Here is a 15,525-nt window from a genome sequence, read left to right on the forward strand (position 1 = left end):
CAGCACAATCAACAGTAATGACAGCCCACCCCTCTGCCTCCAGGTAAGGCAGCATATGGTCCTCCCAGTACCCACCTTCACAGATAAACAAAGGAGCAATGAATTCCTCAGCAGACCGTAACTGCTTGTAAGCCATGGTTATTTTTCTCCCTTACTCTACTATCAAGATAAACGTGTGATAATGATCCGGACTGTAATAGATACTGCCATTACTCCCCACTATCAACCGGTCATCACCACGAGTCGTCTCAGGTTTCCCGTTAGGCTTCAACTCAACTTTACCGTTTTCACCAATCTTCGGTTGAGGAGCCATGAAATCCATTTCCGTATAGGTAATAGGGTTCCCTTCAACATCGGTAGTGGGCAAAATATCGCCTACGCCCTCGCCCTTTGCAGGATGATTTTCAAAAGTCCTCGCTTCGTTCGCTCCAGGGTAATGCGGAGGAGCTCCATCCTTCATAATCTTCTGCGTAGCCTGCTGGAGATGTTCAGCAGTATCTTGAGGAATCTGACCCTGATAGTCCTCGCTCCTCACCACCCGGTGATGCTTCAAACCCTCCTCATCAAGCTGCATCGCAGTCTGCAAATCTGGCGCAAATCGCTCCTCGGCGTCTTTCCACAACGCATGCTGAGGACGAGGCCCCGGATCTTCCGGGGGTGCCTCAGTAAATTCTCTGCCCTCAAGCTCAGCTTGCTTCTTACGAGCCTCGTATTCTTTAAACTTCCTACTTTCTACAATGTAATTCTTATCTTTTTCTATAAACTGGTTGTAGTCGTAATAATCAGTACGTGGGCGTCCTTTCTTATCCTTCCCCCTCCACTCTTTACGACGAACACCCTCCAACTTCTCATCCAGACGAGTCTGCACATCACGCATCGAAACCGTCGGCCCTTCAGTGGCACTAGCACCCCTTGCCGGAGGCAGGTTCTCAACTTTCGGTTCCTCAACAGGTTTCAGCTGCACCTCAGGCTCACGCACACCACCAGCAGAACCACGAGCCGCAACAGCATCATCGGCCACACCACCAGGCTTAACAGCCTGCATACCAGCAGCACCAGACCCAGCACCCGAAGCAGGCGGAACCTCACCCACATGCGGAGCCTCCACAGGCTTCACCGGAACCTGCGGAGCACCACGAGAAGCACCAGAACCCTCCACCGGAGCAACCTGCGGAACATCAACACGCGACACCGCAACCGGCGGAACCTCCGTCGCTGAACGAGCACCACCAGCAACAGGCTTAACCTCGATCTCCACCTTCGGATACCGAATCTCACGCAATCGCTCAGTTGCCCGAGAACTTTCTGTACCTCCGCGATAGAGCCTAGTAATATCTTCCTCTATCGAAGAGACTTTAGGCTTCGAAAACCCCCAAGCATACCAGGGTTCCTTAGCAGCCGCTTTTGGCATGACTTCATTCATGCCGGTTCCTTCAAGGCGAAGAGGTGCGCCAATAGCACTCAACCGCTGCAAACGCCGCGCGTAGATAATCCAGATTCCACCGCTAGTAGCTCCCGATATAAGACCGTCAAGGCTCAGCTGATTAGCATCAACCTCACCGGTTTCCCAACGTTGAAGAATGGCGGAAAACGCCATCCCCGATAGGACACCCCCGCTAATAATAGCTATAAGTGAAGTTGGCGGAAAGAATGCTATTCCTGCAAGTGCTCCTACGAAGAGCAGCATCGCTCCAATCTGATCTAAATGCTCTAGTGGGTGCGTAATAGCTTCAGCTAAACTATCAATAAAATCATCCCAGGAGAATGAGAAGAAGTTCTTCAAGTGCTGCATGAAATTTTCCCAGCCCTCTTGCTGGTACTGTTCCTCAACTTCTTTACTATTGACATGGTCAATATATAATCGCATCCACTCAATAGAAATTGGACGTAATCCTGTAGGGTCGTGCAGGTTCACTGGATCACCCGACGCAAACAGATACGACGCACCCATATACCCCGACCCGACCACAGGCTCCACAGGGTCCGGCGACAAAAACCCAGCCGTCACAGGATCATACAAACGCGCACCCATCAACTCACCGCCAACGGTTGCTAACGCACCCTGATCCGTCAAACCCACACCAGCAGGCAAACCCGGCAACCCATTACCAGCAGCTGCAGTGGTGTTGCTTCCCCAAGTTACCGGGGACGCGACACCGAAGATATCCGTGCCAAAACTATATACTCCCGCACCTGTACCGGTGAGGATACTATCGCGTCCACCAAGCACAGACCCCGCCGAAACCGCCTCGGTAACGCCAACACCCACCAACGAAGCAGCATCAGGTACTGTCGTATCCCACACCAGCGGCGAGACAACAGGATCCTGCCCATTCTGCTGACTCCCAACAGCTACCGGCATATTCCGAACCGACGATGCCGCAAACCACACCGCCGAGTTACCCATCAGAGAATCCTCACCACCAGCAGCCACATGACTGCCCAGCAAAGACTCAGGGGCGTGGTTGATACGCTCCACCCGTTCTAAAGAGCCCAGAGCATCCCAGCCCCACCTCACAGCAGAACCAGCATGATCAACCGCCCCGGTACGGAAACCCCGCACATCATAGGAATATTGAATCGACCCTGTACACACCAAAGATGACGCATCTAACCCGGTTAGATCCTCCACCACACCCGCAACAGGTGCAGCGGAAGAACCACCACCATCCTCTAGTGCCTCATACAGGCGTACCGTCTGCACCCGCTCCCCCACATAGGAAAACGCACGCACCCGCACCAGGGTACCTTCCTGATGAGTTTCTTCCCTCATAAGCAACCCGACCGGATCATACACCCACACCACCGACACATCATCCGAACTCACCGCACGGATCAACCTGCCGGAAACATCATAGGCGTACTCACACCAGGAACCCTTAACGGTGTCTTCCACCCGAGTAATCTTCCCCGCAGGATTCCGGCGTACCCGCACGCCCTGCACCACACCCGACGATGAACCACTAGGCTCGTTGGCTCCACCGAGAACTTCCTCGGTGTACCCCATAACGGCCCCGGACGTATCACGCACCCACGAAGAGACACACTCCCCAACCTGAACACGTTCCAAATACCCCAGCGCATCATAAGCAAACTCAGCCACCCCAGGCTTATCACCAGCACTCGATGAGTCCTCTACCCCGACACCGGCAGGGATCTGCTGCGTAGACCTAATACGCCCGCCCGGAGAATACCCATACACGGTAGAACCATACGGAGTAGTTCGCTGAACCACATTCCCATCAGCATCATAGGAGTACGCTAGACTCCACGCACCCGTAGATGCGAACACCTCAGCCGCAGAAGCATTTTCGGCAGCGGATACTCGATTACCCGCTGCAAAGAACGCCGTATCAGAAACCTCATCCCCGAGTTTCGGGGCAGAATCCACCCTCACCAAACGTCCCAAAGCATCTGAGACATAGGTCGTCTGAACATGCACATCAGCTTCGGATTCCACGCCATCCGAGAAACCGATAGAAGACCTACCAGCAGCCGTTGTTGCACTCGCGTTAGCAGAACCAACGGTGGTTGTTGCTGTAGCGACCGTAGCAGCTGCAGACCGCTGAGCGCCTAGCCGTGCCAGATTCTCCCCCGCCAGATAATCCTTCACCGTCAGGCACCGACCGGCTCGATCTCGCACCCACTCACAAGCCAACCGACCCAAGCGTTCACCTGGCTTAGCCACATGCATACTCGCCACCTCGCCGGCGCCATCATACGCATACGACACCCGCGAACCATCCGGATTCATGACTTCAGTGCACCGGTGCGCGCCATCATACGCATACTTGGTCACCGCCCCGAATGGGTCCGTCACCGACACCACGTTCCCCACCGCATCATAGGCATACGAAGTCGTCGCAAAACCCTCAGACGTAGCCACACGCCGCGCTAATAAGCGCCCCGCGCCGTCATAATCAAAAAAGCATGTTCCACCTACGCCGGAAACAGCCTTAACCACACGCCCACACGCATCATAGGAGAACGACCGAGTGCCCCAAGCAGCATCCACACACCGCACCACACGCCCGGCAGCATCATAGGCATACCTGCCCACCAGCTTAGTCCCAGCACGACGCTCCAGCAGACGCCCACAGGCATCATACACAAAAGACTCCACTACCACGCCAGCACGAGTCTTCGCCACCAAACGCGAATCCGCATCATACCGGTACTCAGTCATCACCCCATCAGCATCTGTCACTGAGGCAACCCGACCACACGCATCATACGAATACTCCGTCACAGCCCCCGAGGCACTCACCTGCCTGAGCACCCGCCCAGCAGCATCACACACCTCACCCGAAACCTGACCAGCAGCATCAGTACACGTCCGCAACGCATGGGCACCGGGGACACTCACCAGATTCTCTGTCGGATCCTGCACGCGAACAGGCTCTGAAGCACCCTGACGATGCGCGGCGCCCCGATCCCCTTCACCCGAGGAGGCAGTCGTAGTGTTAGTCAAAAACTGATACGCCCACGACGTGACTGCCCCAGACGGGTCAATACTGCTCATCACCCGGCCCAGCGCGTCAAATCCCACCGTCGCGGTGTTCCCAACACCGTCCTGATGCGTGATCTCACCGGCAGCACTATCTCGACTTACCCGTGTGAGCACACCCGTCGGATCGGTATGCTCCACCAAAGTATCAGCAGCGTTATACCTGCTCGCCCACACATTCCCGGCTGGGTCAATCTTTTCTGTAACCCTGCCCATACCATCATGAACAAACTTCGTCACATGCCCTAACGGGTCAGTCTCAGCAACCGTGTATCCCAGCTCGTTGATCTCACGCACGGTACGGGCGCCATCAGGTGCCACCTGCGCAACCAGTTCCCCAGCGGCGTTGTACTCAAGCCGGCGCACACCCCCAACCGCATCCGTGATACTGGCGACTTTGCCCGCAGGAGTATATGTATACACAGTTGCGTTCCCCGCCGGGTCAATCACCCGAACAGGACGCGAGGCAGCGTCATACTCAACCCGCATAGTTCCTCCTGACGGAGAAACTACTGAAACGGGCCGATCCTGGGCATCATACTCAACCTTGAGCATGTCGCCCACAGCATTAAGCACTCCGGTCAGATTCCCTCGAGCATCATAGGAAAGCCGCGTCACGACCCCTGTCGGATCTGTCACTGACGATATCTGCCCGGAGTTCAAAACCCTATATGCCATATGTGCATGCGCATAGAAGAGCGGCCCTTCGGTCATGGTGACCGGAGAGCCGCTCGATGGGTGAAGCTATGTTTTAGGGTCAGCGCAGCAGCCAACCATAGGTACGCCTATTTCGTGCTTGCCTCGCGGGCTGCCTCTTCGACTGCCACCCATGAGAGCATCGCGCATTTGACGCGGGCCATAAACTTTGAGACCCCAGAAAATGCCGCCATATCGCCGTATTCTTCCTCATCCAGGGTAATCTGACCGCGCGAGCGCAACATCTCGCGGAACGCATCCACATGGTTCTGCAGCTCCCCCACAGTCATGCCCGGTGCCATCTCGGAGAGTACCGATGCCGCCGCCATCGAAATGGAACAGCCGTCGCCTTCCCACGAGACCGATTCAACGACCTTTTCGCCGTTTTTCTGCTTATCAGAAAGCACGAGGCGCAGGTTGATTTCGTCTCCGCAGGTGGGGTTGTACTGGTGGTTGTCGGCGCTGGCGTGCCCGGCGGGTACCTCCACCAGATGTTCGCCGGTGCGCTGCTTTGAGTGTTCCAGAATAATGTCTTGGTAGAGCGATTCTAGGGACATGAATTATCCAATCCTGTGTATATGAGTAACGGCTTCTTTACAGCCCGAAGTAGGGGCGTACCTCGGCGAGCGCGGCAAGGAATGCATCTATGTCTTCGGTGGTGTTGTAGAGGTATGCGGAGGCGCGGGTCGAGGCCGTCAGCCCGGCGCCGCGGTGCAGCGGCTGGGCGCAGTGGTGACCTACGCGCACGGCGATACCTTTCGTATCGAGCAGCTGCCCGGCGTCGTGCGGGTGTACCCCGTCGATGCCGAGGGAGACGAGCCCGGCGCGTTTGTTCGGGTCGGTGGGTCCTAGCAGGCGCACGCCCTCAATGTTCTGCACGCCGGCCACGAGCCGCGCACCGAGTTCTTGCTCCCAGGCGTGTACGTTGTCCATGCCGAGGTGCTGTAGGTAGCGTACTGCCTCGGCAAAGGCGACGACTTGGGAGACGCGCTGGGTTCCCGCTTCAAATTTGATGGGGGCGGGCATATAGTCGGCGTCTTGGAGTTCGACGCGGGTGATCATGGAGCCGCCGGTGAGGAATGGGGGCAGGGCGTCGAGGAGTTCGGCGCGGCCGTAGAGTGCGCCGATGCCGGTGGGGGCGAGCATTTTGTGCCCGGAGAATGCAGCGAAATCGACACCGAGCGCGGGGAAGTCTACCGGCATGTGGGGTACGGATTGGCAGGCGTCCAGGACGGTGAGGGCACCGACTTTTTGGGCGAGTGAGACGAAGCGCGGCACATCCGCGATAGCACCGGTGACATTGGAGACGTGGGTGAAGGCGAGGATGCGGGTTTTTTCGGTGACGAGTTCGGCGGCGGCTTCGTAGTCGATCTGTCCGTCGTCGGTGGCGGGGATGTGTTTGAGGGTTGCGCCGGTGCGTTGGGCGAGGATCTGCCAGGGTATGAGGTTGGCGTGGTGTTCGATTTCTGTGGTGAGAATTTCGTCGCCGGGTTTCAGGGCAAAACGTTGGGCTTTTTCGCCGCCGAGTCCTTGGGAGGCGTTGCCTATTGAGTAGGCGACAAGGTTGAGCGCTTCGGTGGCGTTGGAGGTCCAGACGATGTTTTCGTCGCGGGCTCCTACGAAGGCGGCAACGGTGGTGCGGGCCTGCTCGAAGAGTTCGGTGGCTTCAACGGCAAGAGTGTGCGCGCCGCGGTGTACCGCAGAGTTGGCGTGCAGGTAGAAGTTGCGTTCGGCATCGAGAACTTGGAGTGGTTTTTGGCTGGTGGCGCCGGAATCGAGGTAGACGAGCGGGTTGCCGTTGACGACGGTGCTGAGAATAGGGAAGTCTGCGCGCAACGCTCGCACGGTGTCATCGTTGAGCGGCGTGTTGGCGGGGACTGAGTATTCTGCCACGGTTGTTCCTTTTCTCTTGACCGGTTTCAGGCGCGCCGCATGGCGTTGAGCCCCCTGCTGTGTGGCACGTTAGGTCGGGGCTGTACGCCCGGGCTTAGTGTCTGTGGGGCTATAACGTCATGCTTTTCTAGCTTATTCCTTGGCGCGAGCAAAACCTAGTTAGGTGTGTGCAATAGCCTAGGAAATCTGCCTAACCATAGCTACGGGCGTAACGGGGCGTCATGTTTGCTGCTGGGCTTATCCGACAGATGTAAAGGCACCAGATTGTGCGGTCTGTCGGGCGTCCATGCTCTGCGCATATTTAGGATGCGCTGTGAAAGCGCTGCTGCGCCGCCGTCAACCCGTCGGTAATAAGCATGGCGACCGCATCGACGGAGTTGTCGATCAGGAACGGCAGGTCTTTGGCTTCGGCTGCCGTGAAGGGTTTGAGCACATAGTCGGCGGTGTTCATGCGCCCGGGTGGGCGACCGATGCCAGCGCGCACACGGTAATAATCTTTGGTGCCTAGCGCCTTGGTAATATCGCGCAGGCCGTTGTGGCCGCCTTCTCCCCCACCAATTTTGAGTTTGATGGTGTCGAAGGGAATATCAAGCTCGTCGTGCACCACGATTATGTGATCGGGGTCGATGCCATAGAATTTTGCGACCGCAGATACGGGCCCGCCCGAGGTGTTCATGTACCCGAGGGATTTCATGAGTACAACCTTGGGACCGCCTATACCTAGGCGACCTTCGACGACTACAGCGGATGCTTTGGAATGCTTCTTGAAGGTGCTGCCCATTTCATGGGCGATTTTATCGAGCACCATCTGCCCGATGTTATGGCGGGTTTTCGCGTATTGCGGTCCGGGGTTGCCCAGGCCGACGATGAGCCACGCATCAGACATGTTCTCGTGTACCTTCCTGCGGGTTATAGGGTGAGGAATAAAAAATGCTCGGTAGAGACTACTCGGTAAACCGGATAAAACTATGGGCGGATTAGGCGGTTACTAGTCGGCTATCTCGCACCTGAGCCAAACGGTAAAGATGGGTGTACGCCGTAAGTTGGCGGGGAATATGGAAGCGGCTCGCACCCGCCAGAAGCAGATACGAGCCGTACCGTTGCCGAAAAACCTCTAAAGCGGGTTCCGGCGTAAACGTTGATGCGCCGCGCGCTCCTTCGTCTACCTAACCTTAGTCGACGAACAGCAGGTCGATGTGCTGCAGTTCAGGGCGGATCGGGTGACGCTGAATATCCTGCACGCGAGTCTTGAACTGTTCACCATCAACCTCGATCACCAGAACGACGTCCTTGTTACGAACAGCCAGGGTGGTCTCGTGGCCGGGAAGGGTCACGTGCTTAGGCTCTTTGCCATTGCCGTAGATAACGGCAGGGATATCACCAACAGCGCGGATGCGGCGTGCATAGCCCTTACCGAAATCGGTGCGGGGCTCGGCAGTAATTTTAATTTCAGACATGGTAATCTCCAATCTTTGATGATGGGTAATGCGCCAAGAGAATAATGGCGCAAATCATGGGATTCCATGCGCCACCTCGTCGATAACGGCAGAACCTGCCCTCGCCTTGGCTAACACTATATTCTTACAGATTTTCCAGATACGAGCAAGGATAGTTTTTCCTAGTTCCAGACTCGCACCCCAACATCAAGCGTTGCTGAGGATCCTCAGATACTCGGCGAGCGCTCCACGGTTATCGCAAGGTCGTCTGAAAACTTAAAATATATTAACAAACCGCCCTCGCCCCCATACATCATCAAGATGTGGCTGACTGCGTTTTACGTTTTGCAAAATTACATATTTGGAATTTCGAGAACACTCTCATTTTTAGTGCTTGAATCGAAACAGAAAAAATACTACCCTGTTTTCAAATGACGTTGAATAAACGACCAAAAACCAAGAAAAACAACTAAAACCCAATAAATACAACTTAAGGAGACAGCATCATGGCAAAAGATTTGAATGTGTTCGATAAAGAGTACGGTCTTTTGATTAACGGCGCGTGGACGAGCCCCGGCACGCTTTTGGATTCCTACAATCCCGCCAACGGCGAAACACTGGCGAAATTTACCGACGCGTCCGACGCTGATGTCGATGCCGCCGTCGCCGCCGCGCAGGAAGCGTTCAAAACATGGCGCAAGACCACCACAACCGAACGCGCCGCCATACTCAACAAAATCGCCGATGTGATTGACGAAAACTTGGAATTGTTCGCCTTGCAGGAAACGCTGGACAACGGCAAACCCATCCGCGAAACCCGCGCCGCAGACATCCCACTGGCTTCCGACCATTTCCGTTATTTCGCCAGCGTCATCCGCGGCGAAGAAGGCACCGCAACCCAACTTGACTCCGAAGACCTGTCCATCGTATTGCGCGAACCTATCGGCGTCGTCGGTCAGATTATTCCGTGGAACTTCCCCTTCCTGATGGCGGCTTGGAAAATCGCACCCGCGCTCGCCGCAGGCTGTACCATTGTCATCCACCCGTCTTCCAGCACTTCGCTGAGCCTGTTGTCGTTCGCCCAAAAAATCAACCACCTGCTGCCTAAAGGCGTGCTGAACATCATTACCGGACGTGGTTCAAAATCCGGCGAATACATGCTGCACCACAAAGGCTTCAACAAACTCGCCTTCACCGGCTCGACCGAAATCGGCCGCCGCATCGGTATCGCTGCCGCCGAAATGCTCATTCCCTCTACCTTGGAGCTGGGCGGCAAATCCGCCAACATCTTCTTTGACGACATGCCGTTCGACAAAGCCCTCGAAGGCGCGCAAAAAGGCATTTTGTTCAACCAAGGCCAAGTGTGCAGCGCCGGCTCGCGTATCTTCGTACAAGAAGGCATTTACGACAAATTCGTCAACGCCTTGGCGGAAGAGTTCAAGAAAATCAAAGTCGGACTGCCTTGGGAAGACGATACCCAAATGGGTTCGCAAGTCAACGCCGGCCAGCTTGAAACCATTTTGAAATATGTCAAAATCGGTGAGCAGGAAGGCTGCCGCATCATCACCGGCGGCAAAAAACTCGAAGGCGAATTGGGCAAAGGCGAATTTGTCGAGCCGACCTTGATTGAGGCTGACAACAACAACGCCCGCGTTGCCCAAGAAGAAATCTTCGGACCGGTTGCCACCGTGATTAAATTCAAAACCGAAGAAGAAGTCGTCAAAATGGCCAACGACAGCGAATACGGCTTGGGCGGCGCTGTTTGGAGCAAAGACATCAACCGCTGCCTGCGCGTCTCCAACGCACTGGAAACCGGTCGTGTCTGGGTGAACTGCTACAACCGCCTGCCCGCAGGCGCACCGTTTGGCGGCTACAAAACTTCAGGCATCGGCCGCGAAACCCACAAAATGATGCTCGCCGCCTACACGCAGGTGAAAAACATCTACATTTCCACCCGCGAAGAGCGCGAAGGGTTATATTAATTGCCTGCTGAACGCTGATTGATATGGAGAAGAGGTCGTCTGAAAATCCGGATTCGGGTTGAACTGCCCCCATCTTGAACGCTCATAAAAACCTCTTCAGGCGCTCCGCATAAGCTGGGTTCTGTATGCAACAGAACCCAGCTTTTTCAATTTCAAACTGCAGCGCTCCCGCAGTCCCCCTGCGCTACATACTTTGAACCATAAAATGGTCGTACGTAAGTTCCTATACCCTGGCGTACGATATAGTACGCCTTAATCGGAGTGCAGCATCGTTCCTTTGTCGGCAGGCTTTGTGCAGCATTGTCCCCACCATGTCGCTGTTGGCCCTGCGGCTCACGACGTAAGCGACGATTTCGCGGTTGAACAGGTCCACTACCGGTGAGAGATACAGTTTGCCGTCGCTTTGGCCAACACTATATTCTTACAGATTTTCCAGATTTGAGGCGGGCACGCAAGGAATCCCAAGGATTTCGCTTTTGCTCCCCTGCGCCTGCCGCACGCCGCTTCACCGGCAGCGCCGCCGAAGCAAGCATCAAAAGCACACAAACCCAGAAGATGACCTGCAGCTGATTCTTATAGGGTGCATCATAGGTCAAATTCACCTCATATGTTCCTGCGGGTAAAACAGTCTTGATGTATCGCCCCGGCCCGGCAGACAGCGCCATCGCGTGGCATTTCTGGGTGTTTTCAGCGTCGCAAAGTTTGCCCGTCCAGCCGGTGTAATACGATTCGTTCAGGGCGACTTCGGTTTGATGCTCAACCTCAACCCGGTACGATATCTTGCCGAACCTGCTGTACGAGAGTGGGGTGTACTCTAACCCTGCGCAGCGGCCTTCCTTGAGACAGGCATCGGAAAGATCCGCGAAGGATCCGCCCGAAAGCGGCACCACGGCACCGGCAGCGGCATAGAACCGAATAAAGTCATTACCCTTTTCGCCTTTGAACGCCTTATGCTGTTCGCGCAGTGCCGAGCTTCCTTGAACATTGGCGTATCCGCTCAGGGAATCGGTGCAGGTGAAGGCGCCTCCCAGAGCAATATTATCGTGGTCCCAATCTTTGACGGGCTGATCGGAAACGCGACGTTCAGGGCGACGCGTGTAGTTCTGCTCGCACGCCTGGTTTTGGTGCATAAGCTGCGAAATCTCAGCCCCGTAGTGCCCGACCTCAAGTCGTTCACGCGCCGAAGCCCACGTGCTTGTCACCGAGTAGGCGAAATTCAGCCCGGAGGCTACCGACAGGCAAAGCATCAGGACGCCCAAGGTTCGGGCTGAACTCTGCCGTGCAAACCGCCATAAACCGTGTGTATAGTTCGTTACAGCAACCGCCGTTAGAGCAAAAAGTACCACCGGCACGAGCATCAGCACGAGGCGAGGACCGCTCAGATTCCACGACAGCGACAGGCCGAAAATCACGATGGCGGCAGCAACGATCGAGCATCCCACCAGGATGCGACGGCGCGACACGTTGCCTTCAAAAAGCCGTTTAAGTCCCAGGCTGCCCAGAATAATCATGGTAAGCGGCACGAAGTTTTTGAAATCGTTAATCCAGAAACGGCTCAGGCTCATACCCGGAATATTCCACAGGAGCCTGGGTGCGAAGGTCGCCAGCCCCAACAGCAGAATTGACAGCCCGCCCAGCAGATAGAGCGGCAGGTTACGCCGTGAACGCCACGGCACGAAGGTGAGGGCGAGCAGAAGTGGAATCACGATAAAGAAGGGGCGCATCGCAATATCCGAGCTCATGGCCGGGTTGTCGTACGGGTAAATGAGTGAGGCCAGGTTTGGGAAAGTCAGGTGAATGCGCTGCGGGCTCCAGTCGCGCTGCCCGGTTCCCGACAGTAGCGCCGGAACATATTTGACGATGCTCAACGGTAGCGCGATGAGAATGCTGACGATGACACGCCATATCCAGGCGCGGCTTCGAGAGACGATCATCCACCCGATGCCCCACCCACCAATACACACGGCAGCGGCGATCAGCTGCCCCGGGTATATGCCGACGAAACTCTGCCACAGGATTAAGACCGCAAGCGGAATCCCGTAGCGTTTATGCCACGCCCATAACGGAGAGATGACGAGCAGGACCCAGGGCCAGTAGGCGGCGGCACGGTGAAAATCCAAGAATTGGGCGTTTGCAAAGATCGCCGGGGCAAAGAATTGCCCCACGAGGGCGATCAGCGAAACAAGGTGGTGCCCGGTCAGCTGACGGACCAATATGTACATGCCCACCGCGCCAAGACCCGCGAGCACCGCCGACGTGATAGACGATACCGTAGGGCTCCACGGCGAAATACCGTTTGCGATGCCCTGCGGCAGCACATACGATCCGCCCTGAATATTACTCCCGGCGGGGCGACCCATCCAGGTGTAGGCAACCCATTCGGGCGGGTTGAAAATCCCGCCGTTATTCCACCAATAGTAAGAATCTGAGAGGTAGTGGGCATTCGCGTCGCCGTTAACCACCGTCAGACGCATGAAGTATGACCAGTAGGTGATAACCTCAAGCGCGATTACAAGGAGTGCAACCTGTATACCCTGGCGTGCGAGAAGGTCACGGATTTTAGTCTTCACGTGCCCCGCCTAGCTGGTGCAGATACTCGGCGAGCGCATCGCGGTGATCGCGCGGGGTGAATCCGGCAGCAATAAGTTTTGAAAGATCCAGGGCAGAGTTGGCGGGGCGCGGGGCGAAGACCTGGGCGTTGGCGAAGTATTCCTCAGTGGTGGTGTTGCTTACTCGGGCGGCATCGTGACCGGTTCCAGTGTAGACGGCTCGGGCAAGATCTGCCCAGGTGATAACCTCGCCGCTATTTGACACATGGTAGGTGCCGTAGGGTGCACCGGTAAACAGCAGATGCAGTGCTGCCCCCGCCAAGTCTTGGGTGAAGGTGGGGCGCCCCCACTGATCCGCCACGACGGCAGGATTCACGCCGCGTTCGGCCAGCGATGCCATAGTCGCCACAAAATTTTTGCCCTCGCCGACCACCCAGCTGGTGCGCAGCAGGTAGTGTTTGCGCCATGCGGTCGCGGCGCTCTCCCCCGCCGCTTTGGAGGCGCCATATACGCTCAGCGGGGCGATGGGATGCTCCACCGAGTATTCTTGCCCTACCGGCAGAGTTCCGTCGAAGACATAGTCGGTGGAAACATGCACGAGAGGAATATTCGCTTCTTCGCAGACGCTCGCTAGGGCGGCGACTCCGTGAGCGTTGGCAGCCCAGGCTTCGCGGCGCCCCTCGGGGGTTTCGGCGTTATCCACTGCGGTGTAAGCGGCGGCATTGATGACCGCACGGTATGACCGCCAGCGGAAGGCGTTTCGCCATTTTTCGGGGGTACCGAGATCGAGCTGATCACGATCCACCGCCTCAAAGGGGATATTCTGCGCGGTCAGCTGGCGCACGAGTTCACGCCCGAGCTGCCCGCTTGCACCCACAATCAGAAGAGGGTCGGGGGTAAGCGGGGTGATCTCATGTAAGCGCGGGTGTTTGCGGTCCTTCTCGGAAAGCTCAGCCTGCGCCAGGTCGATAGGCCAGTCGATGGCGGTGCTTTCGTCCGCGAGGTTCAGGAAGCTGTAGGCGGTGAGAGCATCCGCCGACCAATGATCGTTTACTAAGTAGGTGTAGGCGGTGTTTTCCTCTAGGGTTTGGAAGGCGTTGCCAACCCCGCGCGGAACGAAGATAGCGGTGTCGGGACCGAGTTCGACGGTCACGACCCGTCCGAAGCTCTCCCCCGCACGCAAGTCTACCCAGGCGCCGAAAATTCGGCCGCTCGCCACCGAAACGTATTTATCCCAGGGTTCGGCGTGAATACCGCGTGTGGTACCCACCGAGGTGTTAAAAGAAATATTATTCTGCACCGGGTCAAAATCGGGCAGACCGGCGGCACGCATTTTCTCACGCTGCCAGTTTTCCTTAAACCAGCCGCGATTATCGCCGTGCACGGGCAGATCAATGACGAGCAGCCCCGGTATATCGGTTGCCCTTACGTTCAGTTCTTTCGTCATTTACTGCCCCGCCTTCGCGTATTTAGCCTCAACTTCTGCTTTGAGCGGTTCCCACCAGGAACGGTTATCGGTATACCACGCGATGGTATCGGCAAGACCCGCCTCAAAGTCGGTAAACTGCGGTTCCCACCCGAGCTCTTCGCGCAGACGGGTGCCATCAATGGCATACCGCATATCGTGCCCGGGCCGGTCTATCACATGTTCAAAGTCGTTCTCGTCTTTACCCATGAGGCGAAGAATAGTGCGCAGCACGGTAATATTATTCTCCTCACCGTCTGCACCGATGAGGTAGGTCTCGCCAATTTTCCCGGATTCAAGGATGCGCAACACCGCCGAAGAATGATCGGTTGCGTGAATCCAATCGCGCACGTTCAGGCCCTCGCCGTAGAGCTTAGGAGTCAGCCCCGAGAGGATATTCGTAATCTGCCGGGGAATAAATTTTTCGATGTGCTGGTACGGCCCGTAGTTATTCGAGCAGTTCGAGATGGTCGCCTCAATCCCGAAAGAACGCACCCAGGCGCGCACCAGCAGATCCGAACCTGCCTTGGTGGAAGAGTACGGGGATGACGGGTTATAGGGCGTAGTTTCGGTGAACTTTGCGGGGTCATCCAGTGCCAAATCGCCGAAGACTTCATCGGTCGAGATGTGGTGATAGCGAGTTCCGTGCCTGCGTACCGCCTCCAGCAAAGTAAACGTGCCGACTAGGTTGGTGTGAATAAAAGGTTCTGGGTTCGCCAGGGAGTTATCGTTATGGGATTCTGCGGCGTAATGGATGACTGCATCCGCCTGCGCTACGAGCTCGTCTGTGAGTTCACGGTCTGCAATATCGCCAACCATAAGATTAAATCTGGTGACATCAAGACCATCAAGCGAGGCTTTATTGGCGGCATAGGTCATTTTATCGAGCACTGTAACAGTGTGTTCAGTATTATCCAATAGATAATGAACAAAGTTAGAGCCAATGAATCCGGCACCGCCGGTAACGAGTAAGTGAGACATACTTTAGATTTTAGCG

Annotated in this window: 10 protein-coding genes; 1 reads left to right on the forward strand and 9 read right to left on the reverse strand. The window is 56.1% G+C overall.

Annotated features, from left to right (window positions below):
* Positions 1–151: 151 nt before the first annotated feature.
* From HMPREF3164_RS09475 to HMPREF3164_RS09495, 5 genes are all read right to left on the reverse strand, one after another.
* Complete coding sequence (locus HMPREF3164_RS09475) at positions 152–5,185, reverse strand: hypothetical protein (RefSeq protein ID WP_168160767.1); 5,034 nt, start codon at positions 5,183–5,185, stop codon at positions 152–154.
* 107 nt (positions 5,186–5,292) lie between these two features.
* Positions 5,293–5,760, reverse strand: coding sequence for a Fe-S cluster assembly sulfur transfer protein SufU (sufU, locus tag HMPREF3164_RS09480; protein WP_070450725.1), 468 nt, complete (start codon positions 5,758–5,760; stop codon positions 5,293–5,295).
* 37 nt (positions 5,761–5,797) lie between these two features.
* Entirely contained in the window at positions 5,798–7,096 is a 1,299-nt protein-coding gene (locus tag HMPREF3164_RS09485) for an aminotransferase class V-fold PLP-dependent enzyme (RefSeq protein ID WP_070450727.1), read from the reverse strand.
* A gap of 301 nt (positions 7,097–7,397) precedes the next feature.
* Entirely contained in the window at positions 7,398–7,982 is a 585-nt protein-coding gene (gene pth, locus HMPREF3164_RS09490; protein WP_048754383.1) for an aminoacyl-tRNA hydrolase, read from the reverse strand.
* Positions 7,983–8,268: 286 nt separating this feature from the next.
* Positions 8,269–8,553, reverse strand: coding sequence for a 50S ribosomal protein L25 (locus HMPREF3164_RS09495; protein WP_037231874.1), 285 nt, complete (start codon positions 8,551–8,553; stop codon positions 8,269–8,271).
* Between the two features lie 485 nt (positions 8,554–9,038).
* Between HMPREF3164_RS09495 and HMPREF3164_RS09500 the strand changes: the two genes are divergently transcribed.
* Positions 9,039–10,514, forward strand: coding sequence for an aldehyde dehydrogenase family protein (locus HMPREF3164_RS09500; RefSeq protein ID WP_070450729.1), 1,476 nt, complete (start codon positions 9,039–9,041; stop codon positions 10,512–10,514).
* A 223-nt stretch (positions 10,515–10,737) separates the two neighbouring features.
* On the opposite strand, the gene HMPREF3164_RS11585 is transcribed toward HMPREF3164_RS09500, so the two are convergent.
* From HMPREF3164_RS11585 to rfbB, 4 genes are read right to left on the reverse strand one after another with little or no spacing between them, the layout of a single operon-like run.
* The gene (locus tag HMPREF3164_RS11585) at positions 10,738–10,905 is read right to left on the reverse strand and encodes a transposase family protein (RefSeq protein WP_141744131.1); all 168 of its coding nucleotides are present in this window, start codon (positions 10,903–10,905) and stop codon (positions 10,738–10,740) included.
* A gap of 22 nt (positions 10,906–10,927) precedes the next feature.
* Positions 10,928–13,084: a Tat (twin-arginine translocation) pathway signal sequence gene (locus HMPREF3164_RS09505; RefSeq protein WP_070450731.1), complete on the reverse strand. Its 2,157-nt coding sequence runs from the start codon at positions 13,082–13,084 to the stop codon at positions 10,928–10,930.
* Entirely contained in the window at positions 13,074–14,510 is a 1,437-nt protein-coding gene (gene rfbD, locus HMPREF3164_RS09510) for a dTDP-4-dehydrorhamnose reductase (protein WP_048754386.1), read from the reverse strand. The genes HMPREF3164_RS09505 and rfbD overlap by 11 nt, the downstream gene beginning before the upstream one ends.
* Positions 14,511–15,509 (reverse strand): dTDP-glucose 4,6-dehydratase, encoded by a 999-nt coding sequence (gene rfbB / locus HMPREF3164_RS09515; protein WP_070450733.1) that lies wholly within the window; start codon positions 15,507–15,509, stop codon positions 14,511–14,513. It abuts the gene before it with no gap.
* Positions 15,510–15,525: the final 16 nt, after the last annotated feature.

The organism is Rothia sp. HMSC08A08 (genome assembly GCF_001808385.1).
Taxonomy (GTDB): domain Bacteria; phylum Actinomycetota; class Actinomycetes; order Actinomycetales; family Micrococcaceae; genus Rothia; species Rothia dentocariosa.

Bases quoted from the DNA above. Each gene is read 5' to 3' on its own strand.
- HMPREF3164_RS09495 (WP_037231874.1), bottom strand. From the start codon at position 8,553: ATGTCTGAAATTAAAATTACTGCCGAGCCCCGCACCGATTTCGGTAAG.
- pth (WP_048754383.1), bottom strand. From the start codon at position 7,982: ATGTCTGATGCGTGGCTCATCGTCGGCCTGGGCAACCCCGGACCGCAA.
- HMPREF3164_RS09500 (WP_070450729.1), top strand. From the start codon at position 9,039: ATGGCAAAAGATTTGAATGTGTTCGATAAAGAGTACGGTCTTTTGATT.
- rfbD (WP_048754386.1), bottom strand. From the start codon at position 14,510: ATGACGAAAGAACTGAACGTAAGGGCAACCGATATACCGGGGCTGCTC.
- HMPREF3164_RS09475 (WP_168160767.1), bottom strand. From the start codon at position 5,185: ATGGCATATAGGGTTTTGAACTCCGGGCAGATATCGTCAGTGACAGAT.
- rfbB (WP_070450733.1), bottom strand. From the start codon at position 15,509: ATGTCTCACTTACTCGTTACCGGCGGTGCCGGATTCATTGGCTCTAAC.
- sufU (WP_070450725.1), bottom strand. From the start codon at position 5,760: ATGTCCCTAGAATCGCTCTACCAAGACATTATTCTGGAACACTCAAAG.